This is a genomic window from Streptomyces sp. YS415, from assembly GCF_023544665.1.
Taxonomy (GTDB): domain Bacteria; phylum Actinomycetota; class Actinomycetes; order Streptomycetales; family Streptomycetaceae; genus Streptomyces.
This window is the reverse complement of the sequence record NZ_JAMJFL010000021.1, coordinates 61,996-86,370: the sequence shown is the minus strand read 5'-3', so window position 1 is coordinate 86,370 and position 24,375 is coordinate 61,996. Positions and strand designations below refer to the sequence as shown.

19 protein-coding genes are annotated in these 24,375 nt (G+C 72.8%); 15 read left to right on the top strand and 4 right to left on the bottom strand.

The genetic code is table 11. The features are described 5' to 3' along the window. Positions 1-45 precede the first annotated feature (45 nt). Together M8H82_RS24920 and M8H82_RS24915 are read right to left on the bottom strand one after the other, a co-directional pair. Positions 46-1,602, bottom strand: coding sequence for an alpha/beta hydrolase (locus M8H82_RS24920; protein ID WP_250077244.1), 1,557 nt, complete (start codon positions 1,600-1,602; stop codon positions 46-48). Between the two features lie 135 nt (positions 1,603-1,737). Continuing rightward, entirely contained in the window at positions 1,738-2,775 is a 1,038-nt protein-coding gene (locus M8H82_RS24915; protein WP_250077243.1) for an Rv2578c family radical SAM protein, read from the bottom strand. Between the two features lie 135 nt (positions 2,776-2,910). Here M8H82_RS24915 and M8H82_RS24910 point away from each other — a divergent pair, with 135 nt between their 5' ends. The 11 genes from M8H82_RS24910 to M8H82_RS24860 all read left to right on the top strand — a co-directional run bounded on the left by M8H82_RS24910 (position 2,911) and on the right by M8H82_RS24860 (position 17,822). Continuing rightward, the gene (locus tag M8H82_RS24910) at positions 2,911-3,354 is read left to right on the top strand and encodes an SRPBCC family protein (RefSeq protein ID WP_250077242.1); all 444 of its coding nucleotides are present in this window, start codon (positions 2,911-2,913) and stop codon (positions 3,352-3,354) included. A gap of 148 nt (positions 3,355-3,502) precedes the next feature. Continuing rightward, complete coding sequence (locus M8H82_RS24905; RefSeq protein WP_250077241.1) at positions 3,503-5,875, top strand: MFS transporter; 2,373 nt, start codon at positions 3,503-3,505, stop codon at positions 5,873-5,875. A gap of 134 nt (positions 5,876-6,009) precedes the next feature. Beyond that, a complete protein-coding gene (locus M8H82_RS24900) occupies positions 6,010-8,466 on the top strand; it encodes a SpoIIE family protein phosphatase (protein WP_250077280.1) in 2,457 nt (818 codons plus the stop codon). A 145-nt stretch (positions 8,467-8,611) separates the two neighbouring features. Then, positions 8,612-9,334: a class I SAM-dependent methyltransferase gene (locus M8H82_RS24895; RefSeq protein ID WP_250077240.1), complete on the top strand. Its 723-nt coding sequence runs from the start codon at positions 8,612-8,614 to the stop codon at positions 9,332-9,334. Between the two features lie 714 nt (positions 9,335-10,048). Beyond that, positions 10,049-10,882 carry a M55 family metallopeptidase gene (locus tag M8H82_RS24890; protein WP_250077239.1) on the top strand — a complete coding sequence of 278 codons (834 nt, stop codon included), beginning with the start codon at positions 10,049-10,051 and terminating at the stop codon, positions 10,880-10,882. Next, positions 10,875-12,179 carry a M20/M25/M40 family metallo-hydrolase gene (locus tag M8H82_RS24885; RefSeq protein WP_250077238.1) on the top strand — a complete coding sequence of 435 codons (1,305 nt, stop codon included), beginning with the start codon at positions 10,875-10,877 and terminating at the stop codon, positions 12,177-12,179. The genes M8H82_RS24890 and M8H82_RS24885 overlap by 8 nt, the downstream gene beginning before the upstream one ends. A gap of 5 nt (positions 12,180-12,184) precedes the next feature. After that, entirely contained in the window at positions 12,185-14,140 is a 1,956-nt protein-coding gene (locus tag M8H82_RS24880; protein WP_250077237.1) for a prolyl oligopeptidase family serine peptidase, read from the top strand. Further along, on the top strand, positions 14,137-15,060 hold the full coding sequence (locus M8H82_RS24875; protein ID WP_250077236.1) for an LD-carboxypeptidase: 924 nt from the start codon (positions 14,137-14,139) through the stop codon (positions 15,058-15,060). The genes M8H82_RS24880 and M8H82_RS24875 overlap by 4 nt, the downstream gene beginning before the upstream one ends. 117 nt (positions 15,061-15,177) lie before the next feature. Beyond that, positions 15,178-16,923, top strand: a complete 1,746-nt coding sequence (locus M8H82_RS24870) for a CocE/NonD family hydrolase (protein WP_250077235.1) — start codon at positions 15,178-15,180, stop codon at positions 16,921-16,923. A gap of 58 nt (positions 16,924-16,981) precedes the next feature. Beyond that, positions 16,982-17,236 carry a lipopolysaccharide assembly protein LapA domain-containing protein gene (locus M8H82_RS24865; RefSeq protein WP_250077234.1) on the top strand — a complete coding sequence of 85 codons (255 nt, stop codon included), beginning with the start codon at positions 16,982-16,984 and terminating at the stop codon, positions 17,234-17,236. Positions 17,237-17,255: 19 nt separating this feature from the next. After that, positions 17,256-17,822, top strand: coding sequence for a GNAT family N-acetyltransferase (locus M8H82_RS24860; RefSeq protein ID WP_250077233.1), 567 nt, complete (start codon positions 17,256-17,258; stop codon positions 17,820-17,822). On the opposite strand, the gene M8H82_RS24855 is transcribed toward M8H82_RS24860, so the two are convergent. Further along, positions 17,813-18,160: a VOC family protein gene (locus M8H82_RS24855; RefSeq protein ID WP_250077232.1), complete on the bottom strand. Its 348-nt coding sequence runs from the start codon at positions 18,158-18,160 to the stop codon at positions 17,813-17,815. The two genes, M8H82_RS24860 and M8H82_RS24855, sit on opposite strands and share 10 nt — an antisense overlap. Before the next feature lie 100 nt (positions 18,161-18,260). On the opposite strand from M8H82_RS24855, the gene M8H82_RS24850 reads away from it, so the two are divergent. Next, the gene (locus tag M8H82_RS24850) at positions 18,261-18,740 is read left to right on the top strand and encodes a phage holin family protein (protein ID WP_250077231.1); all 480 of its coding nucleotides are present in this window, start codon (positions 18,261-18,263) and stop codon (positions 18,738-18,740) included. 293 nt (positions 18,741-19,033) lie between these two features. Here M8H82_RS24850 and M8H82_RS24845 read toward each other — a convergent pair whose 3' ends face one another. Continuing rightward, positions 19,034-19,990 (bottom strand): LLM class F420-dependent oxidoreductase, encoded by a 957-nt coding sequence (locus M8H82_RS24845; RefSeq protein WP_250077230.1) that lies wholly within the window; start codon positions 19,988-19,990, stop codon positions 19,034-19,036. 177 nt (positions 19,991-20,167) lie between these two features. On the opposite strand from M8H82_RS24845, the gene M8H82_RS24840 reads away from it, so the two are divergent. From M8H82_RS24840 to ligD, 3 genes are read left to right on the top strand one after another with little or no spacing between them, the layout of a single operon-like run. Beyond that, positions 20,168-21,586 carry an NAD(P)/FAD-dependent oxidoreductase gene (locus tag M8H82_RS24840; RefSeq protein ID WP_250077229.1) on the top strand — a complete coding sequence of 473 codons (1,419 nt, stop codon included), beginning with the start codon at positions 20,168-20,170 and terminating at the stop codon, positions 21,584-21,586. Continuing rightward, positions 21,583-23,430 (top strand): transketolase, encoded by a 1,848-nt coding sequence (locus tag M8H82_RS24835; RefSeq protein WP_250077228.1) that lies wholly within the window; start codon positions 21,583-21,585, stop codon positions 23,428-23,430. The genes M8H82_RS24840 and M8H82_RS24835 overlap by 4 nt, the downstream gene beginning before the upstream one ends. Then, entirely contained in the window at positions 23,427-24,365 is a 939-nt protein-coding gene (ligD, locus tag M8H82_RS24830) for a non-homologous end-joining DNA ligase (RefSeq protein ID WP_250077227.1), read from the top strand. The genes M8H82_RS24835 and ligD overlap by 4 nt, the downstream gene beginning before the upstream one ends. Positions 24,366-24,375 lie beyond the last annotated feature (10 nt).

The window sequence follows — 24,375 nt, the reverse complement described above, 5'->3', positions numbered from 1 at the left end:
TCCATCGTGGACCATGGGTCCGACAACGCCCGCCCCCGGGGAGGCTCAGCCGCGGAAGCCGAGCAGCCCGTGCAGCGTCGAACCCCGCGAGGAGGCCGCCGACGTCGGGCTCAGCGGCTTCGGGCCGGGCAGCGCGTCGCACACCGCGTCCACCTCGCCGTCGCCGCGCGGCACTGTGCCGTCGGTCAGATACGCCGCCACGTGCTTGTCGAGGCAGGCGTTCCCGCTCAGCGAGATGCCGTGGTTCTGGCCGCCCTCCTCCACCACCAGGCTGGAGCCGTGCAGCATCCGGTGCATCATCACGGCGCCCTGGTACGGCGTGGCCGCGTCACCGGTGGCCTGGAGCAGCAGCACCGGCGGCAGTTGGCCGTTGGCGACGTTCACCGGCTGCAGGGAGCCGGTGGGCCAGAACGCGCAGGGCGCGTTGTACCAGGCGTTGCTCCAGGTCATGAACGGCGCCTTCGCGTACACCGCCCAGTTGTCTTCCCGCCACTGCTCCCAGTGGCGCGGCCACGTCGCGTCCCGGCACTGGACGGACGTGTAGACGCTGTAGCCGTTGTCGCCCGCCGCGTCCACGGCGGCGAAGTTCTCGTACGCCTCCACCAGCGGATCGCCGTTCCTGTCGCCCACGTACGCCGCGAACGCCTCGGCGAGATGGGGCCAGTAGCCGTTGAAGTAGCCGCCGGGCAGGAAGGTCTCCTCCAGTTCGGCGGGGCCCACCGTGCCGCCGGCCGACTTCTTCGCCAGCGCGGCCCGCATCGCGTACCACTTGGCCTCGATCTTCGCCGGGTCGGTGCCCAGCTTGTAGGTCGCGTGGTGCTTGGCGACCCACGCCAGGAAGGCGAGGTGGCGGTCGTTGAAGGCGTGGTCCTGCGTGAGGTTGTTCTCGTACCAGACCCCCGTGGGGTCCACCACGGAGTCCAGGACCAGCCGCCGCACCCGCTCCGGGAAGAGCCGGGCATAGACCGCGCCGAGATAGGTGCCGTACGAGTAGCCGAAGTAGTTGATCCGCTCGGCGCCGACCGCGTGCCGGATGCGGTCCATGTCCCGTGCGGCGCTGATCGTGTCGATGTACGGCAGCAGATGCGCGTACTTGTCGCCGCACGCCTTCGCGAAGGACTGCGCGCGGGTGAGGTCGGCCTTCTCGAGCGCCGGGGTGCTCGGCACCGAGTCCGGGCGCACCGGGTCGAAGTGGCCGGGCCTGCAGTCGAGGGCGGGCTTGCTCTTGCCGACCCCGCGCGGGTCGAAGCCGATCACGTCGTACTGCGCCGCCACCGGCTTCGGCAGCGTCTTCGCCACGAACCCGGCCAGGCCGAGACCGCTGCCGCCGGGGCCGCCGGGGTTGACCAGCAGCGGCCCCTGGTACGTCTTCGCGGTGTGCGGCACCCGCGACAGGGCGAGCGTGATCTGCTCCCCGTGCGGATTCGCGTGGTCGAGCGGCACCTTGAGGGAGGCGCACTGGAGCGTCGGATGGGCGGTGGTGCCGCAGCTCTTCCAGGCGAGCTTCGGGGACCGCTCCACGCCGGCCTCGGCGGGGACGGCGGTGAACGTCCCGGCCACGACGACGGCCGCACCGCACAGCACGGCTGCGCGTTTTCTCATCGAGTCCTCCCAGGACGGAGGTGTGCGGACCGCGAAGGTCACGGTCCACGCCGCATCGTCCCGGAAAGGCCGCCCGGAAGAACCTGTTCTGGTGATACTTGACCCGATTGGGTCGGCCGTTGCGCTCGGATGCTCTCAGAGCAGGGAGAGCTGCACCGGCTCGGTCGGCGGGGGCCCGGCCGGCTCGGGCTCCCGGATCCGGCGCGGCATGCCCGCGCGCGTGGGGCCGATGCCGTACTCCTCGGCCAGCTCGTGCACCTGACGGGTGATCCGGCGCTGGTACCACTTCGGGGCGTAGGCGCCGTCCGCGTACAGCCGCTCGTAGCGCCGCACCAGATGGGGGTGATGGCGGGCGAGCCAGGCCATGAACCACTCCCGGGCGCCGGGGCGCAGGTGCAGCACCAGCGGGGTCACCGAGGTCGCCCCGGCCGCCGCTATCGCCCCCACGGTGGCCCGGAGCTGGGCCGGGGAGTCGCCGAGGAACGGGATCACCGGCGCCATCAGCACCCCGCACCCGATGTCGTGCTCGCCGAGGGTGCGGACGACCTCCAGGCGCCGCTCGGGGGCGGGCGTCCCCGGCTCGACGGTGCGCCACAGCTCGGCGTCGGTGAAGCCGACCGAGACGGAGATGCCGACGTCCGTGACCGCCGCCGCCTGCTTCAGCAGCTCCAGGTCGCGCAGGATGAGGGTGCCCTTGGTCAGGATCGAGAAGGGGTTGGCGTGGTCGCGCAGGGCGCCGATGATGCCCGGCATCAGACGGTAGCGGCCCTCCGCCCGCTGATAGCAGTCGACGTTCGTGCCCATTGCGATGTGCTCGCCGAGCCAGCGCCGGGAGCCGAGCTGGCGGCGCACCAGCTCGGGGGCGTTCACCTTGACCACGATCTGGGAGTCGAAGCCGAGCCCGGTGTCGAGGTCCAGATAGCTGTGCGTCTTGCGTGCGAAGCAGTACACACACGCGTGCGAACAGCCCCGGTAGGGGTTCACCGTCCACTCGAAGGGCATGCGGGAGGCCCCCGGCACCCGGTTGATGATCGAGCGGGCGCGGATCTCGTGGAACGTGATCCCGCGGAACTCGGGGGTGTCGAAGGTACGGGTGGTCACCGCGTCGGCGCCGAACAGCGCGGCGTCGGCCCGGCTGTGGTCGGACTCCAGGGCGAGGTTCTCCCAGCGCATGAGGCCTCCTCGGTAGCACTGACCACAGAATAGAACACATGTTCCCTTGATCGTGCGACCTCGATTTGGGCGGCCGGGTCGGGGAGTGGTTGGCTTGCCCCGATCCCCGAGCAGTCCACCTCACGGAGGAAGTCAATGGCGCAGGTCGAGGCCACTACGGAGCGGGTCGTCGCGGCGGACGCGGAGAAGGTGTTCGACGCCCTCGCCGACTACAGCGGCACCCGCGAGAAGCTGCTGCCCGAGCACTTCAGCGAGTACGAGGTGCGCGAGGGCGGCGACGGTGAGGGCACCCTCGTCCACTGGAAGCTCCAGGCCACCAGCAAGCGGGTGCGCGACTGCCTGCTGGAGGTCACCGAGCCCACCGACGGCGAGCTCGTCGAGAAGGACCGCAACTCCTCCATGGTCACCACCTGGCGCGTCACCCCGGCCGGCGAGGACAAGTCGCGGGTGGTCGTCACCACCACCTGGCAGGGGGCCGGCGGTATCGGCGGCTTCTTCGAGAAGACCTTCGCCCCCAAGGGCCTCGGCCGGATCTACGACGCGATGCTCGACCGGCTCGCCGCCGAGGTCGAGAAGTAAGTCCCCGGTGTCCGGGGGGCGTTGACGCCTCTCACCGGATCGAGTGGATCTGTCCCCGCCGCACCGGTCTGCCGTAACTCGTCGCGCTTGCTCGCAGTTGTCGCAATAAGCGGGAATTGTGTGGCAGGCGCGGCGAGGGGAGCGGGACGTGGGCGGGACGACTGTGGTGCGGGACCGGACGGTCGAGGCACCCCCCGAGCCTCCCGCACCGGCCCCGTCGGCGCCCGTCGAACTGGGGCCGCGCCAGGTGCGGTTGGTCTTCGTCGGGCTGATGCTCGCGCTGCTGCTGGCGGCGCTGGAGCAGATGATCGTCGCCACCGCGCTCCCGAAGATCGTCGGCGAGCTGCACGGCCTGGACCGGATGTCCTGGACGATCACGGCCTACCTGCTCACCTCCACCATCGGCCTGCCGGTCTACGGCAAGCTCGGCGACCTCCTCGGCCGCAAGGGCGTCTTCCAGTTCGCGATCGTCGTCTTCGTCATCGGCTCCGCGCTCGCCGGGCGGGCCGAGACCATGGACCAGCTGATCGCCTACCGGGCCGTCCAGGGCGTCGGCGCGGGCGGGCTGATGATCGGGGTGCAGGCGATCATCGCCGACATCGTGCCGCCCCGGCAGCGCGGCCGCTACATGGGCCTGATCGGCGCCGTCTTCGGGCTGGCCTCCGTCGCGGGCCCCCTGCTCGGCGGCTACTTCACCGACCATCTCTCCTGGCGCTGGTGCTTCTACATCAACGTCCCCTTCGGCCTGGTCACCCTCGCCGTCGTCGCCGTCGTGCTGAAGCTGCCGAAGCCCACCGCCAGGCCCCGCCTCGACGTCCTCGGCGCCCTGCTGCTGGCCGCCGCCTCCACCTGCCTGGTCCTGCTGACCAGTTGGGGCGGCACCGAGCACGCCTGGGACTCGCGCGTCATCCTCGGCCTCGGCGCGGGCGCGGCGGCGGCCGCCGTCCTCTTCCTGGCCGCCGAGCACTTCGCCCCCGAACCCCTCATCCCGCTCCGGCTGTTCAAGGACTCCGTCTTCGTCGTCACCGGACTGGTCGGCCTGGTGATCGGCATCGCCCTGTTCGGCGCCGCCAGCTATCTGCCGACCTTCCTGCAGATGGTCGACGGGGCGTCCGCCACCGAGTCCGGGCTGCTGATGCTGCCCATGATGGGCGGCATCGTCGGCGCCTCCATCGTCGCGGGCCAGCTCATCAGCCACACCGGGCGCTACAAGGTCTACCCGCTCCTCGGCGGCGCCCTCTCCGCCGCCGGCATGTGGCTGCTGTCCCGGCTCGACGCCGACACGCCCCGGCTGCACTACAGCGTCTGGATGGCCGTCCTCGGCGCCGGCATCGGCATGGTGATGCCGGTGCTGATCCTCGCCGTGCAGAACTCCGTGCGCCCCACCGACCTCGGCACCGCCACCAGCGCCAACAACTACTTCCGGCAGATCGGGGGTTCGGTCGGCGCCGCGGTCTTCGGCACCCTCTTCGCCGACCGGCTCACCGACGCGCTCGCCGACCGGCTGCCCACGCCCGCGGGCGCCGGCCTGCCCGACCCCGAGTCCATCACCCCGCAGGTCGTCCACGCGCTGCCCCCGGCGCTGCGCGACGACTACATCCAGGCCTACGCCGACGCCATGCCGAGGATCTTCCTCTACCTCGTGCCGGTGCTCGCCCTCGGCCTGCTCATCGCCTTCTTCCTCAAGGAGAAACCCCTGGTGTCCCACCCCACCGCCGAAACCGGGTCGCCCGCTGTCCCGAACGCCCGTTCGCCGCACGCCCCCGGCATCCCCGTCCGCGGCACGGTCCAGCACCCCGACGGCACCGTCGTCCCGCGCGCGGCACTGACCCTCATCGACGCCGTCGGGCAGCAGATCGGCCGGGGCGCCAGCGGCGAGGACGGACGGTACGCGCTGTCCACGGCCGGACCGGGCGCGTACGTCCTGATCGCCGCGGCGGGCGGACACCAGCCGCAGGCCGTCTCCGTGACCGTCGGCGAGCGCCCGGTCGAACTGGACCTGGTGCTCGGCGGCGCCGGACGCCTGGCGGGCACCGTGACGACCGCCGACGGCAGCCGCGTACGGGAGGCGACCGTCACCCTCACCGACGTCCACGGCGAGGTCGTCGCCAGCACCCGCAGCGGACCCGAGGGCGGCTACCTCATCACCGAGCTGGTGGCCGGCGAGTACACCCTGGCCGCCAGCGCGCCCGCGTTCCGGCCCGCCGCGCTGCCCGTCACCGTGCAGGCGGCCCGGGAGACCCGGCAGGACATCGAACTCGCCGGAGGCGCCGTGCTGCGCGGGACGGTGCGGGCGAGCGGCGGGCGGCCCGTGGAGGACGCGCGCGTGACGCTGCTGGACGCGGCCGGCAATGTCGTCGACACGCTCACCACGGGCCCGGACGGCGCCTTCCGGTTCGTCGACCTGTCCACCGGCGAGTACACGGTGATCGCCGCGGGGTATCCGCCGGTCGCCACCGTGCTCCAGGTGGCCGGCGGCGGCCGCACGGAACGCAACCTTCAGCTGGGCCACGAGGACTGAGGAGCGCGGGGGCGCGCGCGGGGGCGCGAGCAGGTGCCAATTCCCGTATTGCCGCACATCACGACCGGCTCCCGCCGTACCGTGGAGTCGGCGGCGTGAGATCTTGCCAAGCCGTGGGGAGAGAGGCCTTGGCCATGGACCGTGGCATCGAGAGGGACGAACCTCCCAGCCGCGGAGCTGGGAACGGCGCGACGGACGGTGTCGCGACCGGCCGCGTCCCCCTGGCGGTCGTCGTGGTGGACCGCGAGGGCCTGGTGTCCCACTGGAGCACCGGTGCCAGACGGCTGTTCGGTGTCGGAAAGGACGAGGCGATCGGCCGCCCCGCCGCCGACCTGCTGCCCGTCTCCGGGGCGCTGCCCGAGGAGGTGGACGCCACCCCGTACGGGGCGTACGCGGCCTACGACGGGCTCGGCCCCGACCTGGAGTCCTCCCTCGACGGACGGCTCAACTACCCCGCAGCGGGCCGCGCCCGGCTCACCGTGCCGGGCGCGAACCGCTCCGACGTCCTGTGGTGGGCCTACCCCCTCGTCGGGCCCGGCAGCGGGCGGTTGCTGGTGCTGGCGGCCGACGCGGACGCACTCCAGCAGCACGAGCCCGACGGCCTCGGCTTCGAGCGGATCGCCCCCGGGTTCGCCCTGCACACCGACTTCCCCGGTGCCGAGGAGCTGGCCCGCCGACTGCCCGAGATCCTGCCCAGCATGAGCGTGGGCGAGAGCTCCCGCATCGTCGCGCAGATCCTCGAACTGGGCTATCCCGTCCTGGAGTTCAGCCAGAACGACCGGGTGCCCGTCACGCCCGACTGGGGCGTGCCGCGGCGCGCCGAGCGCAGGGCGCGCCGGGAGCGGGCCGCCCGCGCCGCGGTCCTCGGGCTGCCGCTGCCCGCGGAGGCCGCCGAGGAGAGCGAGGACCTGGAGTACGCCGCGGTCCGCGAACGCCTGGAGTTCCTCAACGAGGTCAGCGGCCGCATCGGCACCTCCCTCGATCTGTCCCGGACCATCGTCGAGGTGAGCAGGGCCGTCGTGCCCCGATTCACCGACGTCGCCGGCACCTACCTGCGCGAACAGGTCGTCGCGGGCGAGGGGTTCCCCGACGGCGTGCCGGACACCACCACCCTGTGGCACCGGGTCGCCGTCGAGCACACCGACGAACCCGGCCGCTGGGACGACGTCGTGCCGGTCGGCGAGGCCATGCCGTTCCCGGCGCACACGCCGTTCTTCCAGTGCATGACCACCGGGGAGCCCGTGCTGGTGCCGCGGATCAGCGAGGAGATGGGCCACGCCATCGCCTCGCAGTTCGAGAAGCGTGACATCCGGCCGCTCATCACGGGCCGCTCCATGCTGGTCGTACCGCTCAAGGCGCGCAATGTGGTCCTCGGCTTCATGATCCTGCTGCGCCATCCCGAGCGGCCCGTCTTCAACGACATGGACCGGGTCACCGGCGCCGAACTCGCCGCCCGCGCGGGCCTCGTGCTCGACAACGCGCGGATGTACACCTTCCAGGAGAGCGTCGCCGAGACCCTCCAGGACAGCATGCTGCCGCACATCCCGCCGCACATGACGGGCTGTGACATCGCCACCCGGTACCTGCCCGGCACCCTGCTCGGCCGGGTCGGCGGCGACTGGTTCGACTCCGTCAAGCTGCCCGGGGCCCGCACCGCCCTGGTCGTCGGCGACGTCATGGGCCACGGCCTGAACTCCGCCGCGATGATGGGGCAGTTGCGTACGGCCGTGCAGACCATGGCCGCGCTCGACCTGCCGCCCGCCCAGCTCCTGCGCAACCTCGACGACCTCGCCCAGCGCCTCGGCGACACCTACCTCGCGACCTGTCTCTACGCCGTGTACGACCCGATCGCCGGGGAGCTGCAGATCGCCAACGCCGGGCACATCCCGCCGGTGCTGGTGCGCGCCGAGGACGGGCGCAGCGAGCTGCTCGACCTGCCGACGGGCGCGCCCATAGGGGTCGGCGGCGTGCCCTTCGAGTCGGTGCGCGTCCGGGTGGAGCCCGGTGACCGGCTGGTGATGTGTACCGACGGTCTGGTCGAGGTGCGCGGTGAGGACATCGGCGTGGGTCTTGCGACGCTGTGCGAGTCCGCCGCGCATCCGGCCGCGTCCATGGACGACGCCTGCGACATGATCATCCGGGCCCTCAACACCTGCGGCGGCCGCAAGGACGACGTCGCCCTGCTGATGGCGCGGCTCAACGGCATCGGGCCGCAGGACGTCGCGGAGTGGCGGCTGGCCCTCGACCCGGTCGAGGTCGGGCGGGCCCGCGCGGCGGTCCGTGAGCAGCTGCACGACTGGGGGCTGGCCCGGCTTGCCGACGTCACCGAGCTGCTGGTGAGCGAGCTGGTCACCAACGCCGTACGGCATGCGCACGGCCGGCCCGTCGATCTGCGGCTGGTCCGCGGTGACACCCTGCTGTGCGAGGTGGACGACGACGACCACGAGCTGCCGACCCTGAGCAACGCCGGGCCGGGTGACGAACTCGGCCGGGGGCTGCGGGTGGTGAGCACCCTGGCGCGTGAGTGGGGTACCAGCCGGACGAGTACCGGAAAGACCGTCTGGTTCGAGCTGACGCTCCCGCGACGCTGACCGGGCCCGTGTCCCCGGGGGCGCGCGCGGGCCGCATGGGCGTGCGGGAATGCGCGGCGTGCTTGTCGTGCCGCCCGGGGCGCGGTAGACCGTACTCGCCCGTCACTTCGTGGCGGGATCTCCGTCGCACCCTGGGGAGTTGGGCATGAGCGTGACGAGTCGGTACCGGGAGGCCTGGGAGGGCTTCTGGCGGGAGGCGCCCGAGGAACAGGGGGCGGTGTTCTGGGACGCGGAGCCGGCGCTCACGGTCGGCCTCCATCTCGCGCTGTTCGAACCGCACTTGACGGCGCCGACACTGCCGCTGGTGGATCTCGGTTGCGGCAACGGCACGCAGACCCGGTTCCTGGCGGGGCGTTTCCCGCATGTCGTCGGGGCCGACCTGTCCGACGCGGCGATCGAGCATGCCCGCCAGGGCGACCCCGCGGGCCTGGCCACCTACCGCGTCCTGGACGCGGGCGAGAAGGACGAGGCGCAGACGCTGCACGCGGAGCTCGGTGACGCCAACGTCTACATGCGGGGAGTGCTGCACCAGGCGGAGCCCGACGACCGGCAGGCCCTGGTGGACGGCATCGCCACCCTCGTCGGCGCCCGCGGGCGGGCCTTCCTGGTCGAACTGGCCGAGGCCGCAAAGCCCGTCCTGATGGGCCTCGCCCAGGGCCCTTCCGGCCCGCCGCCCAAGCTGGCTCCCGTCTTCCGGCACGGCATCGCACCCGGCGAGGTCGCCGACGACGCTGTGCTGGAGTACCTGCGGACGGCGGGACTCGAGGTGGTGGCGTCCGGCGAACTGCCCCTCGTCACGACGGAGTACACCCCGGACGGCACCCGGATCGAGCTGCCGTCGAAGTGGCTTGTGGTGTCCGGCGTCTAGCCCAGGAGCCACGACCGCGCGTCCCGACCGGCCGGGGGGCGCTTTCGGCAGCGGGTTGGGGGTGGTCGGCGGGCTGCCGCCCGGCGTCGGCGAGCGGCAGCCTGGAGGGGCCGGATCGAGCTGCCGTCGCAGGGGGCGTCGTGGCCGGCGTCTGCGCCAGGGACGTGTCCGAGCCGGCGGCGCTCGCTGGGCGGGGCATCTCCCGGCGGCGCTCGGAATCGGGGTGGCGATGCTCGGTCGGCTGCCGCATCGGTATGGCGCTCGGTCGGCTGCCGCGTCGGTATGGCTGAGCACGGGCCTGGACGGCGTCGGGTCCCGCGGCCAGCCGGTGTCGCGATGCGGGGTCCCGCGGCCACCTCGGGTGCCGCGGCGCGGGCGGCGGTGGTGTTTGCCGGGCGGGGTTCCTGTGCGTGCCTGTGAGGGTTGCTGCCGTCGCAGGGGGCGTCGTGGCCGGCGTCTGCGGGCGGTGGTCGGCGTCCCCGCCCGGACGTGCGTGAGCCGGTGGCCCTTGCCGGGCCGGGGCGCTTCCGGCCTCCGCGGGCGGTCGGAGTCGTGGTGGTGGTCGGTGCGCTGCTGTGAGGCGTGGGGGAGTGCGCCCTTGGAGGGGGGCCGGATCGAGGGGCCGTCGGAGTGGGGGCCGGGTTCCGGTGTCCGGAGCGTTCGGGAGGGGGGCTTGCTGGCCGGGGGCGGGATCGGCGCGTAACGTGACCCGGCATGAAGATCCTGATCAGCGCCGACATGGAGGGCGCCACAGGGGTGACCTGGCCTGCCGACGTGCTGCCGGGCACCGCGCAGTGGGAGCGCTGCCGCTCGATGTTCACCTCGGACGTCAACGCCGCTGTCCTCGGGTTCTACGACGGCGGCGCCGACGAGGTCCTGATCAACGAGGCGCACTGGACCATGCGCAACCTCCTGCTGGAGAAGCTCGACGAGCGGGCCGAGATGCTCACCGGGCGGCACAAGGCGCTGTCCATGGTGGAGGGCGTGCAGCACGGCGACGTGGACGGCATCGCCTTCGTCGGCTACCACGCGGGCGCCGGCATGGAGGGCGTCCTCGCCCACACCTACCTCGCCAACTCCATCACCGGGGTGTGGCTGAACGACGTACGGGCCAGCGAGGGGCTGCTCAACGCCCATGTCGTCGCCGAGTACGGAGTACCCGTCGTGCTGGTCACCGGCGACGACGTGGCCTGCGAGGACGCGCTCGGCTACGCCCCCGAGGCGCCCAAGGTCGCCGTCAAGGACCACGTCTCGCGGTACGCCGCGGTCTGCCGCACGCCGAACCGGACCTTCGCCGACATCCGGGCCGCCGCCAAGGAGGCCGCGGCGCTCGCCATCCGGTACGAACCGGTCAGGGGTGGACCGTTCACCGTCGCCGTCGAGTTCGACGCCGAGCACCTGGCGATGGCCGCGACCGTCGTGCCCGGGGTGGAGCGGACCGGGGAGCGCAGGGCGGGGTACACCAGCGGGACCATGTACGAGGCAATCCGGACCTTCAAGGCGGTCACCACGATCGTCTCGGCAGCGGTGGAGGAGCAGTATGGCTGACCGGCAGGCACTGGAGGAGGTCGTGACGTTCACGTCGGACCTCATCCGGATCGACACCACCAACCGGGGTGGCGGTGACTGCCAGGAGCGGCCCGCCGCCGAGTACGCCGCCGCCCGGCTCGCGGAGGCGGGACTCGACCCCACGCTGCTGGAGCGCACCAAGGGCCGCACCAACGTCGTCGCCCGTATCGAGGGCAGCGACCCTTCCGCGGACGCGCTGCTGGTGCACGGTCATCTCGACGTGGTGCCCGCCGAGGCGGGGGACTGGACTGTGCACCCCTTCTCCGGGGAGGTCCGCGACGGGGTCGTGTGGGGGCGCGGGGCCGTCGACATGAAGAACATGGACGCGATGATCCTCGCCGTCGCCCGCCTCTGGGCCCGCCAGGGGATCCGCCCCCGGCGGGACATCGTGATCGCGTTCACCGCGGACGAGGAGGCGAGCGCCGAGGACGGATCCGGCTTCCTCGCCGACCGGCACGCCGCGCTGTTCGAGGGCTGCACCGAGGGCGTCAGCGAGTCCGGAGCGTTCACCTTCCACGACGGCTCCGGGCGGGAGCTGTACCCGATCGCCGCCGGTGAGCGGGGCACCGGCTGGCTGAAGCTCACCGCGCGGGGCCGCGCCGGGCACGGGTCCAAGGTCAACCGGGACAACGCGGTGACCCGGCTGGCCGCCGCCGTCGCCCGGATCGGCGAGCACGAGTGGCCGCTCAGACTCACCCCTACCGTGCGTGCCGCCCTGACCGAACTCGCCGCCGTGTACCGGCTCGCGCCGGACCTGGACGACGTGGACGGGCTGCTGAAGCAGCTCGGCCCGGCCGCCGCCCTGGTGGAGGCCACCGTCCGCAACAGCGCCAACCCGACGATGCTCGACGCCGGTTACAAGGTGAACGTCATTCCGGGCGCGGCCGTCGCCCATGTCGACGGGCGGTTTCTGCCGGGCACCGAGGACGAGTTCCGCACAACCCTTGACCTGCTCACCGGACCTGACGTGGAGTGGGAGTTCGACCATCGGGAGGTGGCCCTCCAGGCGCCGGTCGACTCGCCGACGTTCGCGAAGATGCGGGCCGCCGTCGAGGAGTTCGCGCCGCAGGGGCACGTCGTGCCGTACTGCATGTCCGGCGGCACCGACGCCAAGCAGTTCTCGCGCCTCGGGATCACGGGGTACGGGTTCGCGCCGCTGAAGCTGCCGGAGGGCTTCGACTACCAGGCCCTCTTCCACGGCGTGGACGAACGCGTCCCCGTCGAGGCACTGCACTTCGGTGTGCGGGTCCTGGACCGCTTCCTGCGCACGGCCTGATCGAGTTGGGGGAGAACGTGCAGACGCTGCCGTACGGTTCCTGGCCCTCGCCCATCGACGCGGCCCTCGCGGCCGCGCACGACGGGCAGCCCGAGTACGTCGGGTTCGTCGGTGACGAGGTGTGGTGGACCGAGCCACGGCCCGCCGAGGGCGGCCGGCGCGCCCTTGTCCGCCGCCGCGCCGACGGCACCCAGGAGCCGGTGCTGCCGGCGCCCTGGAACGTGCGCAGCCGGGTCATCGAGTACGGCGGCCGGCCCTGGGCCGGAGCCGTGGTGGACGGCCGGCCGCTCGTGGTGTTCGTCGACTTCGCCGACCAGCGGCTGTACCGGTACGAGCCCGGTGGCGTGCCGCGCCCGCTCACCCCGCTCTCTCCGGTGGGCGGCGGACTGCGCTGGGCCGACCCGCAGTTGCTGCCCGGCCGCGGTGAGGTGTGGTGCGTGCTGGAGGAGTTCACCGGTGACGGCCCCGCCGATGTGCGGCGCGTCCTGGCCGCCGTACCGCTGGACGGGTCGGCCGCGCAGGACCGGGACGCCGTGCGCGAACTCAGCGACGGCGCGCACCGGTTCGTCACCGGGCCCCGCCTCTCGCCCGACGGACGGCGGGCGGCCTGGCTCGGCTGGGACCATCCGCGGATGCCGTGGGAGGGGACGGAGCTGGTCGTCGCGGACGTGGGCACCGTACTGACCGGCGCGCGGACCGTCGCGGGCGGGCCCGAGGAGTCGATCGCGCAGGCCGACTGGGCGCCCGACGGATCCCTGCTGTACGCGAGCGACCGCTCCGGCTGGTGGAACCTCTACCGCGACGGCACACCCCTGTGCCCGCGCGAGGAGGAGTTCGGCGGGCCGCTGTGGAAACTCGGCCACCGCTGGTTCACCCCGCTGGACAGCGGCCTGATCGCCGTGGTGCACGGACGGGGCGCCACCGCGCTCGGGATACTCGACCCCGAGAGCGGTGAGGTCGTCGACGCGGCCGGACCCTGGACCGAGTTCGCGCCGACCCTGGCGGTGCACGGGGAGCGGGTCGTCGCCGTCGGCGCCAGCCCGCGCAGCGCCTACGAGGTGGTCGAACTGGACACCCGCACCGGCCGGGCCCGGGTGATCGGCGCCGAGCACGACGACCCGGTGGACCCGGCGTACTACCCCGAGCCGCAGATCCGCACGTTCACCGGGCCGGCCGGACGCGAGATCCACGCGCACGTCTACTCGCCGCACAACCCCGGCTGCGTCGCCCCCGGCGGCCGGCCCGCGCCGTACGTGATCTGGGCGCACGGCGGCCCCACCGGACGGTCGCCGCTCGTCCTGGACCTGGAGATCGCCTACTTCACCTCGCGGGGCATCGGCGTCGCCGAGGTCAACTACGGCGGCTCCGCAGGATACGGGCGGGAGTACCGCGAGCGGCTGCGCGAGCAGTGGGGTCTGGTCGACGTCGAGGACTGCGCGGCCGTCGCGCTGGCCCTCGCCGACGAGGGCACCGCCGACCGCGACCGGCTCGCGGTGCGCGGCGGCAGCGCGGGCGGCTGGACCGCGGCGGTCTCGCTCGCCACCACCGACGTCTACGCCTGCGGCACCATCATCTTCCCCGTCCTCGACCTGGCCGCCTGGGCCGACGGCGAGACCCACGACTTCGAGTCGCACTATCTGGAGAGCCTGGTCGGGCCGCGCGAGGAGGTGCCCGGACGGTACACGGAGCGCTCGCCCACCGAGCACGCCGAGCGGATCACCGCACCGTTCCTGCTGCTCCAGGGGCTGGACGACGTGATCTGCCCGCCGGCGCAGAGCGAACGGTTCCTGGCCCGGATGGCGGGGCGGGTGCGGCACGCCTACATCGCCTTCGAGGGGGAGGGACACGGCTTCCGCCGGGCCGAGACCCTGGTGCGCGCGCTGGAGTCCGAACTGTCCCTGTACGCCCAGGTGTTCGGACTGAACCCGCCCGGCATCCCCACCCTGGAGCTCGCCAAGTGAAGCCACTCCTGCGCCCGCCCCGGCTCGCCCCCGGCGCCCGCGTAGCCGTCGTCGCCACCAGCGGGCCGGTGCCCGAGGAGCGGCTCCAGGCGGGTCTCGACGTGCTGCGCGGCTGGGACCTGGACCCGGTGGTGGCACCCCATGTCCTGGACCGGCACCCGCAGTTCGGCTATCTCGCCGGGACGGACGCCGACCGGGCCGCCGACCTGCAGGACGCCTGGTGCGATCCGTCCGTGGACGCGGTGCTCTGCGCCCGGGGCGGCTACGGCGTCCAGCGGATGACCGGCCTGCTCGACTGGGAGGCGATGCGCGCCGCCGGGCCGAAGGTGTTCGTGGGGTTCAGTGATGTCACCGCGCTGCACGAGGCGTTCGCGCGGCGGCTCGGGATCGTCACGCTGCACGGGCCGATGGCGGCGGGCATCGACTTCGTCAAGAGCGCACGCGCCCAGGAGCACCTCAGGGCCACCCTGTTCGCCCCGGAGACGGTCCGCCGGATCGCCTCCGGCGGGCGCGCCCTGGTGCCGGGGCGGGCCCGCGGGGTCACCCTCGGCGGCTGCCTGAGCCTGCTCGCCGCGGAGCTGGGCACTCCGGACGCCCGGCCGTCCGCCCGGGGCGGGCTGCTGTGCCTGGAGGACGTGGGGGAGGAGACGTACCGCATCGACCGGTACCTCACCCAACTCCTGCGCGCGGGCTGGCTCGACGGGGTCGGCGGGCTGCTGCTCGGCTCCTGGGACCAGTGCGACCCCTACGACCGGCTGCACCCCCTGCTGGTGGACCGGCTCGGCGGGCTCGGGGTGCCGGTGGTGGAGGAGTTCGGGTTCGGGCACTGCGCCGACGCGCTGACCGTCCCCTTCGGGGCGATGGCCGAACTGGACGCGGACGCGGGCACCTTGACCCTGGACGAACCGGCGCTGCGCTGAACTCCGGTCAAGAATCACCCGGCACGGTGATTGACCTCCTCTGACACGTGTCACACCATGTCTACCGGCCGGTACTTACCGGTCGGTAAGCCGGGTTGTCCTCAGTGTGGAGGTCTCGTGTCCCGTCGTGTGCTCGGATCCTGCGTCCCCCTCGCTCTCCTGCTCGGCGCCACGCTCGGGGCCCCTCCCGCCACCGCGACCTCGCAATACACGGTCAGCGCACTGAAGTTCACCGTTCAGGCGGGCGACCGCAGGTGCACGATCGACGCCGATCTGTACCGGCCCTCCGGCGTGGACCGCGCCCCCGCCGTACTGGCCACCAACGGCTTCGGCGGCAGCAAGAACGACGGCTCCACCGACGCCATCGGCAAGGCCTTCGCCGAGCGCGGCTATGTCTCGCTCGTCTACTCCGGCCTCGGCTTCGGCCGCTCCGGCTGCCTGATCTCGCTCGACGACCCGGCGATCGACGGCGCGGCGGCCTCCCGGCTCATCGACTTCCTCGGCGGCAAGCGGTCCGCCGACGACGGCACCACCGCCGACTTCGTCACCCTCGACTCCGCGGGCGACCCGCGGGTCGGCATGATCGGCGGCTCCTACGGCGGCGCGATCCAGCTGGCCACGGCGGCCGTCGACCACCGCGTCGACGCGATCGTCCCGATGATCACCTGGCACGACCTCGCCTACTCCCTCGACCCCAACAACGCCGTCGGCGCCGACTCCGTGCCCGGCGTCTTCAAGTGGCAGTGGACCAACGGCTTCTACCTCATCGGCGAGGGCCAGCCGCTGCTCCAGCCGAGCCTCGACCCCTCCCGGATCAACTCCCTGGCGTGTCTGCACTTCGCCACCCGGGCCTGCGACACGATCCGCACCCTCAACTCCGGCAGCTACCCGGCCGACCGGACCGCCGACCTGCTCTCCTACGCCCGCAGCGTCTCACCCGTCTCCTACCTGAGCCGCGTCAAGGCGCCCACCCTCCTCGTCCAGGGCCAGGCCGACAGCCTCTTCAACCTCAACGAGGCGACGGCGACGTACCGGGCGCTGAAAGCGCAGGGCACGCAGACCAAGATGATCTGGCAGAACTGGGGGCACAGCGGTGGCATGGCCGCGGGCGAACTCGACCTGAGCCGGGGCAACCTGGAGACCAGCTACGTCGGCCGGCGCATCCTCGCCTGGTTCGACCGGTACCTGGACCGGGAGAACGTCGACACGGGCCCCGCCTTCGCCTACTACCGCGACTGGATCAGCGACCCCGACGACACCTACGCCACCGCGGGCGGTCCGCCCGCCCTCAGCCGGAAGCTCTACCTCTCCGGCGACGGCAAGCTCGTCGACAACCGGTCCAAGGTGGTGCGCGGCAGCCGTACGTACACCAACTGGCTGGTCCCCACGAGCCATTCCGAGAGCTCGCTGGCCGGTCTGATCGGCCTGCCCGACCCGGCGCCGTACGACACCGCGGGCACCCACCTCGGCTGGACCAGCGAGCCGCTGGACCGCACCACCGATGTCGTCGGGGCGCCCCGGGCCACGCTCAAGGTCGTCTCCCCGAAGGCCGAGCGGACCCAGGACTCCGGCGACGCCGCCGACCGGCTCGTCCTGTTCGCCAAGCTCTACGACGTCGCCCCCGACGGCAGCAAGACCCTGGTGCACCGGCTCGTCGCGCCGGTACGGGTGCCGGACGTGACGAAGAGCTTCACGGTGACCCTGCCCGGCATCGTGCACCGGTACGAGAAGGGGCACCGGCTGCGGTTCGTGGTCGCCGCCAGCGACGGCGCCTACTTCGGTAACCGGGGGATCAAGCCGGTGACCGTGGTGAGCGCCCCCGAGGACACCGGGGTGCTGCAGCTGCCGGTGACCGACGGCTGAGTCACCCGGGGAGCGGCCTCACCGTGCGTGACGGGATCCTCGGGCGCACCCTGGTGACATGACGACCTCCGAGAAGGGCGGGAGCAAGGCCGGCAAGGGCGGTGGCCGCAACCCGGCGTTCACGCCCGCGCGGATCGCCGTGCTCACGCTGGCCGTCCTCGGCCTGATCTTCATCTTCCAGAACACCCAGGAGACCGAGATCCGCCTGCTGATCCCCCTGGTCACCATGCCCCTGTGGACGGCGCTCCTGGGCACCGCCGTCATCGGCGCGCTGTGCGGGGCGTATGCGGCGAGCAGGCGGCGCCGCAAGTAGACCGCCGTAGGCTGGCGGGATGCCGCACATCCCATCCTGCTACCTGACCGAGGGCCCGCGCGTGGGCATACGCCCCTTCCGCCCCGACGACTCCGCCGAGTTCACCGCCAGGACCCGGGAGAGCAGGGAACTGCACCGGCCCTGGCTCTTCCCGCCGGACACCGACGAGGCCTACGCCGCCTACGCACGGCGCCTGAACGAGGACCCGGCCAAGGCGGGCTTCCTGGTCTGCGAGAAGGACGGCGACGGCTCCATCGCCGGGTACATCAACATCAACAACATCGTCCGGGGCGTCTTCCAGTGCGGCGCCCTCGGCTACGGCGCCTTCGCGCACTCCGCCGGGCGGGGACTGATGCGGGAGGCGCTGGGACTGGTGGTGGACCACGCGTTCGGCCCGCTCGGGCTGCACCGGCTGGAGATCAACGCGCAGCCCGGCAACGCCGCCTCGCTCGCCCTGGCCCGCTCCTGCGGCTTCCGCCTGGAGGGCTTCTCCCCGGCGATGCTGTACATCGACGGGGCCTGGCGCGACCACGAACGCTGGGCGCTCACCACCGAGATGCGCGCCCGCGCCCCGCGTCAGGACTGACGGTCCACGTACTCGTACACCGCGCCGTCCGGATGCATGGCGATCAGGTTGCGGCCCGCCGGGGTGGCCAGCGGGCCCGCGACCACCCGGGCGCCCAGCCCGACGAGCACGTCCCGGGCCTCAACGACGTCCTTCACGGCGATGGTCGCGGCGACCTTGCGCAGCACCTCCAGCTCCGCCTCCGGGCCGCTCATCAGCAGGAAGCAGCCCACCGCGGCGACCTGGACGCCGCCGCGCTCGAAGCGCAGGGCCGGGCCGCCTGCCAGGCGCTCGTAGAAGGGGACCGCGGTCTCCAGGTCGTCGACGCATACGCGCAGCGTGGCTCCCAGAATCTCCATGGGGAGGAGCCTAGTTGGGACGCGCCGCGCACGGAGATCGTTTCGCCCGATCTCCACAGGGCCCGCGTTACGCCCACCCCCGCAGGGGTACCCGGCAGCCATGGAGCGCTTGGATCACCTAGAACATCTGGACAAGCATCTGGTCGACGAGCTGGCGCAGGTGGCGCGGGAGACGATCCGCGAGGAAGTGCGCGAGCAGACCCGTCGGCAGCGCCGTACGGCGATGCTGTACGCCGCTTCCGGCACCGTCGCCCTGTACGCGGGCGCGGCCCTGGCGCTCGCCGTCGGACTGGCCCTGGCCCTCGTCCTGCCCGACTGGGCCGCGGCGCTGATCACCGCGGCGCTCCTCGCCGTGGTGGCCTATGTGTTGCGCGGGGCGGCCCGGCCCAAGCACGCCGGCGCGTCCCCGCCCGGGCAGGCGCTCGGCGACACGGCGCAGGCCGCCCCGCCGAGCGGGACCGGCGTGCCGTACCCGCCGATGCCGTCCGCCACGCCCCCCGTCCCCGGTGCGCCGGCGGCGCCCGTGACCCCGCCCCGCGTCGGCGGCACCGACCCCGAGCAGCCGCACCACCGGGCGTGACCCACGGTGGCCGGGCCGAAGGCCACCCGGCCGGGGCGCGACCGCATGGCCGCGGCTTCGGGGCGCACGGGCGTTTCGACGAGGAGTCGCACGCGAGGAGCCCCCAGCAGTGGGTCTCCCGCAACCGGGGGAGGGCGGGTCTCGCGCTCGTGGCCGGCGCGGGGGCGCTGGCCGCACGGCAGCTGACCCGGTCGGCGCGCCGCTGGGCCATTCCCGCCGCCGGGCACCTTACATAATTACGTCAGAGTGAAGAGGCGGGCGCATCGGCGCCCGCCTCTTCACTCTGATCGTTGTCACCGCTGCAACTGCGGCAGCACCTTCGTGCGGTAGAAGTCGAAGAAGCCTCGCTGGTCCGGGCCGATCTGGTTGACGTAGATCCGGTCGAAGCCCGCGTCGGCGAAGGCCGTGAGCGCCGCCACATGCTCCTCGACGTCGTCCCCGCACACCGCCTTCTCGCGCACCATCTCCTCGGTGACCAGCGGCTCCAACTGCTCGAAGTGCTTCGGCGAAGGCAGGATCTGGCCCATCTCACCGGGCAGGAACTGGTTGGACCACAGCCGCCGCACGGTGCGCACCGCCTCGTCGCGGTCCGTGCTCCAGCAGACCTTGGTCCCGCCGCTGACGGGCTTCGCGCCCCCGCCGCCCTTGCGGAACTGGGCGACCATGTCCTCGTCCGGCGACATCGTGATGAACCCGTCGCCCACCCGTGCCGCGAGCGAGGTCGCCGCCGGGCCGAAGCCGGAGATGTCGATCGGGACGGGCTCGTCGGGGACGGTGTACAGGCGGGCGTTCTCCACCTGGTAGTGCGTGCCGTAGTGGCTGACCTCCTCGCCGGAGAACAGCCGGCGCATCACCTGGATCGACTCCTCCAGCATTTCCAGGCGCACCCGGGCGGGCGGCCAGACATGGCCGAGGATGTGCTCGTTGAGGGCCTCGCCGGTGCCGACGCCGAGCCGGAAACGGCCCTCCGACATCACGGCGGCGGTGGCCGCGGCCTGAGCGATCACCGCCGGGTGGATGCGTACGGTCGGGCACGTCACGGCCGTCTCCACGGGCAGTGACACCGCCTCGGAGATCGCGCCGATCACCGACCACACGAACGGGCTCTGGCCCTGCGCGTCGTTCCACGGGTGGTAGTGGTCCGAGATCCACAGCGACTGGAATCCGGCCTGCTCCGCCATCCTCGCCTGCTCGACGAGTTCGGCGGGCCGGAACTCCTCGCACGAAAGGAAGTAGCCGTATTCGGGCATCAGGAGACACCTCCGGTACTGCCGCGGGGGGGCGGCGGGTCGGGACGCGGTCCGGGTACCCGGCGGCGGAGGCGGGAACCGGGCTGTCCGGGGTGACGTTTGGCGGCCCTGACCAGGGGGACGCGGAAAGCTTCCGAGGCACGCGAACGAGTCACCAGAACGGCCGGAGGCCCCATTGTGAGTCGCCCCCGCATCGTGATCGTCGGCGCCGGATTCGCCGGGTACCGGACGGCCCGGGTGCTGTCCCGGCTGACCCGCCACCGTGCGCAGATCACCCTGCTGAACCCGACCGACTACTTCCTGTACCTGCCCCTGCTGCCCCAGGTCGCCGCCGGCGTCCTGGAACCACGCCGGGTGACCGTCTCGCTCTCCGGGACCCTGCCCGGCGTACGTCTGGTGCTGGGCGAGGCGGAGTCCATCGACCTCGACGGCCGCACCGTGCACTACAGCGGACCCGAGGGCGACCCCGGCACGCTCTCCTTCGACCGGCTGGTGCTGGCCGCGGGAAGCGTCAACAAGCTGCTGCCGGTCCCCGGGGTCGCCGAGCACGCGCACGGCTTCCGTGGTCTGCCCGAGGCGCTGTACCTGCGCGATCACGTGACCCGGCAACTGGAGCTGGCCGCCACCGAGGACGACCCCAAGACCTGCTCGGCACGCTGCACGTTCGTGGTGGTCGGCGCCGGATACACCGGCACCGAGGTCGCCGCGCAGGGCAAGCTCTTCACCGACGCCCAGACCCGGCGCCGCCCCCTCAAGCCGCGCTGGCTGCTCCTCGACATCGCCGACCGGGTCCTGCCCGAACTGGACGAACGGCTCTCCCGCACCGCCGACAAGGTGCTGCGCGAGCGGGGTGTCGACGTCCGGACCGGCACCTCCGTGAAGGAGGCCACGCCCGGCGGAGTGCTGCTGAGCGACGGCGAGTTCATCGACACCCGCACCCTGGTGTGGTGCGTGGGCGTACGGCCCGATCCGCTCGCCGAGTCGCTGGAGCTGCCCATGGAGCGCGGCCGGCTGCTGGTCGACCCGCACCTCCAGGTGCCGGGCCGCCCGGAGCTGTTCGCCTGCGGGGACGCGGCGGCCGTGCCGGACCTGGAGCGGCCCGGCTCGTACACCCCGATGACCGCGCAGCACGCCTGGCGGCAGGGGAAGGTCGCCGCCCGCAATGTGGCCGCCTCCCTGGGCATGGGGGAGCGCGGGGTCTACCACCACCGGGACCTGGGCTTCGCCGTCGACCTCGGCGGGGTGAAGGCCGCCGCCAATCCGCTCGGCGTGCCCCTGTCCGGCGTGGCCGCCGGCGCGGTGACCCGCGGCTACCACCTCGCGGCGATGCCCGGCAACCGCGTCCGCGTCGCCGCCGACTGGCTCCTGGATGCCGTACTTCCGCGCCAGACGGTCCAGTTGGGGCTCGTACGGTCGTGGGCGGTGCCGCTGGACACGGCCTCGCCGGAGCTGGTGCGGGCGCCGGGAGGAGCGCAAGCCCAGGGCCGCCAGGCCCGGACGAACGGCGGTGAACCCGCCACGAAGCAGACCGGTGGCGTACCGGCCAGGAATCAGCCGGTCAAGCGTTCCGGCACCCCCGCGGAAGGAGACTCATGAACACCGCCGAGCTCGTCGAACTGGGACAGCAGTTGCGCGTGGACAGCGTGCGCGCCTCCGACGCCGCGGGGTCGGGGCACCCGACCTCGTCCATGTCCGCCGCCGACCTGATGGCCGTACTCCTCGCCAACCACTTCCGCTACGACTTCGACCGCCCCGCCCACCCCGGCAACGACCGCTTCGTGCTGTCCAAGGGACACGCCTCGCCCCTGATGTACGCCGCCTTCAAGGCGGCCGGTGTCGTCGAGGACGCCGAACTGCTCACCTTCCGCAAGCTCGGCAGCGCCCTGGAGGGACACCCCACGCCGCGGCGGCTGCCGTGGGTGGAGACGGCCACCGGCTCGCTCGGGCAGGGGCTGCCGGTCGGCGTCGGGATCGCGCTAGCCGGCAAGCGGCTCGACCGCAGCGGCTACCGGGTGTGGGTGCTGTGCGGGGACAGCGAGCTGGCGGAGGGCTCCGTGTGGGAGGCCGCCGAGCATGCCTCGTACGAGCATCTGGACAACCTCACCGCCGTCGTCGACGTGAACCGGCTCGGCCAGCGCGGGCCCACCCGGCACGGCCATGACCTCGACGCCTACGCGCGGCGCTTCCAGGCGTTCGGCTGGCACACCATCGAGATCGACGGGCACGACGTGGACGCGATCGACCGTGCCTACGGCGAGGCCAGGTCCACCACCGGACAGCCCACCGTGATCCTCGCCCGCACCCTCAAGGGCAAGGGCGTCGAGGCCGTCGAGGACCGCGAGGGCCAGCACGGCAAGCCGCTCAAGAGTGCCGAGGAGGCCGTCGCCGAGCTCGGCGGGCGGCGCGACCGCGTGATCCGGGTGCACGAACCGGCCGCCGCGCGCCTGCTGCACGCCGTCGAGGACAGCCACGTCGAGCTCCCGCGGTGGGCGGAGGGCGAGAAGGTGGCCACGCGGGACGCCTACGGCAAGGCGCTCGCCGCGCTCGGCGCCGGACGCGGCGATGTCGTCGCCCTGGACGGCGAGGTCGGCGACTCCACCCGCGCGGAACTGTTCGCCAAGGAGTTCCCCGACCGCTACTTCGAGTGCTACATCGCCGAGCAGCAGATGGTCGCCTCCGCGGTGGGGCTCTCCTCGCGCGGCTGGGTGCCGTACGCCACCACCTTCGCCGCGTTCCTGACGCGGGCGTACGACTTCGTGCGCATGGCGTCCATCAGCGGCACCGGACTCAATCTGGTCGGCTCGCACGCGGGCGTCGCCATCGGCCAGGACGGACCCTCGCAGATGGGCCTGGAGGATCTGGCGATGATGCGCGCGGTGCACGGCTCGACCGTGCTGTACCCGTGCGACGCCAACCAGACCGCGCGGCTCGTCGCCACGATGGCCGGTCTCGAGGGCATCCGCTACCTGCGCACCTCGCGCGGCGCGGACCCGGTGATCTACGGCCCCGACGAGGAGTTCCCGGTCGGCGGCAGCAAGGTGCTGCGCTCCTCCGGCGCGGACCGGATGACCCTGGTCGCCGCGGGCGTCACCGTGCACGAGGCGCTGGCCGCGGCCGACGCGCTGGAGCGCGAAGGCATCGCGGCCCGGGTGATCGACCTGTACTCGGTCAAGCCGGTCGACCGGGTCACCCTGCGCCGGGCCGCCGAGGAGACCGGCTGCCTGATCACGGTGGAGGACCACCACGAGGAGGGCGGCCTCGGCGACGCCGTCATGGACGCCTTCCTGGACGGGCGCCCGGTGCCCCGGCTGGTGCGGCTCGCGGTCCGTACGATGCCCGGCTCGGCCTCCCCGGACGAGCAGCTGCACTCCGCGGGCATCGACGCCGAGTCGATCGCCGCCGCGGGCCGGCTGCTGGTGGCGGAGGCGATCGTGCCGTGAGCCGGGAGGACGACGTACGGAGCGTGAGGGCCGGGCGGCGCACCGTCGAGGTGCACCGGCCCGGGAAGGTGCTGTTCCCCGGCGACGGCGGGACGAAGGAGTACACCAAGGCCGACCTCGTCGACTACTACCGGTCCGTCGCGCCCTTCATGCTGCCGCATCTGCGGGGCCGCCCGCTGATGCTGGAGCGGCACCCCGACGGGCTCGACGGACCCCGGTTCATGCAGAAGAACACCCCGGAGAGCTATCCGGAGTGGGTCACCCGGGTCGAGGTCGCCAAGGAGGGCGGCACGGTCTGCCACACCGTGTGCGACGACACCGCCACCCTCGTCCTCCTCGCCGACCAGGCCTGTCTCACCCTGCACCGCTGGCTCTCCCGGGCCGGGCGGCTGGACCGGCCCGACCGGATGGTCTTCGACCTGGACCCGGCGGGGGACGACTTCGGGCAGGTGCGCGAGGCGGCGCGGCTGCTGGGCGAGCTGCTGGACGAGCTGGATCTGCCGTCGGCCCTGATGACGACCGGCTCGCGCGGACTGCATGTGATCGTCCCGCTGAACGGCCACCACGACTTCGACGAGGTGCGGGCGTTCTCCCGGGACGTCGCCGACACCCTCGCCGCCGCCCACCCCGACCGGCTGACCACCGCGGCCCGCAAGAAGGACCGCGGCGAGCGCCTCTACCTCGACATCCAGCGCAACGCCTACGCGCAGACCGCCGTCGTGCCCTTCACGGTCCGGGCCCGGCCCGGCGCCCCCGTGGCCGTCCCCGTCGACTGGGCCGCACTGGACGACCCGGAGCTGCACGCCCGCCGGTGGACCATCGACGACGCGGTCGACCAGGCCCGCACCAATCCCTGGGCCGGCCTGCTGGGCCGGGGCCGGGCTCTGGGGCCCGCCAAGCGCCGGCTGAACGCCCTAAATGGCCACGGAATGTAAAGCCAGGGGT

What these genes read in the sequence shown, in the direction of transcription:
- M8H82_RS24920 (WP_250077244.1), bottom strand. Translation starts at nt 1,602, where the DNA reads ATGAGAAAACGCGCAGCCGTGCTGTGCGGTGCGGCCGTCGTCGTGGCC.
- M8H82_RS24915 (WP_250077243.1), bottom strand. Translation starts at nt 2,775, where the DNA reads ATGCGCTGGGAGAACCTCGCCCTGGAGTCCGACCACAGCCGGGCCGAC.
- M8H82_RS24910 (WP_250077242.1), top strand. Translation starts at nt 2,911, where the DNA reads ATGGCGCAGGTCGAGGCCACTACGGAGCGGGTCGTCGCGGCGGACGCG.
- M8H82_RS24900 (WP_250077280.1), top strand. Translation starts at nt 6,010, where the DNA reads ATGGACCGTGGCATCGAGAGGGACGAACCTCCCAGCCGCGGAGCTGGG.
- M8H82_RS24895 (WP_250077240.1), top strand. Translation starts at nt 8,612, where the DNA reads ATGAGCGTGACGAGTCGGTACCGGGAGGCCTGGGAGGGCTTCTGGCGG.
- M8H82_RS24890 (WP_250077239.1), top strand. Translation starts at nt 10,049, where the DNA reads ATGAAGATCCTGATCAGCGCCGACATGGAGGGCGCCACAGGGGTGACC.
- M8H82_RS24885 (WP_250077238.1), top strand. Translation starts at nt 10,875, where the DNA reads ATGGCTGACCGGCAGGCACTGGAGGAGGTCGTGACGTTCACGTCGGAC.
- M8H82_RS24865 (WP_250077234.1), top strand. Translation starts at nt 16,982, where the DNA reads ATGACGACCTCCGAGAAGGGCGGGAGCAAGGCCGGCAAGGGCGGTGGC.
- M8H82_RS24860 (WP_250077233.1), top strand. Translation starts at nt 17,256, where the DNA reads ATGCCGCACATCCCATCCTGCTACCTGACCGAGGGCCCGCGCGTGGGC.
- M8H82_RS24855 (WP_250077232.1), bottom strand. Translation starts at nt 18,160, where the DNA reads ATGGAGATTCTGGGAGCCACGCTGCGCGTATGCGTCGACGACCTGGAG.
- M8H82_RS24850 (WP_250077231.1), top strand. Translation starts at nt 18,261, where the DNA reads ATGGAGCGCTTGGATCACCTAGAACATCTGGACAAGCATCTGGTCGAC.
- M8H82_RS24845 (WP_250077230.1), bottom strand. Translation starts at nt 19,990, where the DNA reads ATGCCCGAATACGGCTACTTCCTTTCGTGCGAGGAGTTCCGGCCCGCC.
- M8H82_RS24835 (WP_250077228.1), top strand. Translation starts at nt 21,583, where the DNA reads ATGAACACCGCCGAGCTCGTCGAACTGGGACAGCAGTTGCGCGTGGAC.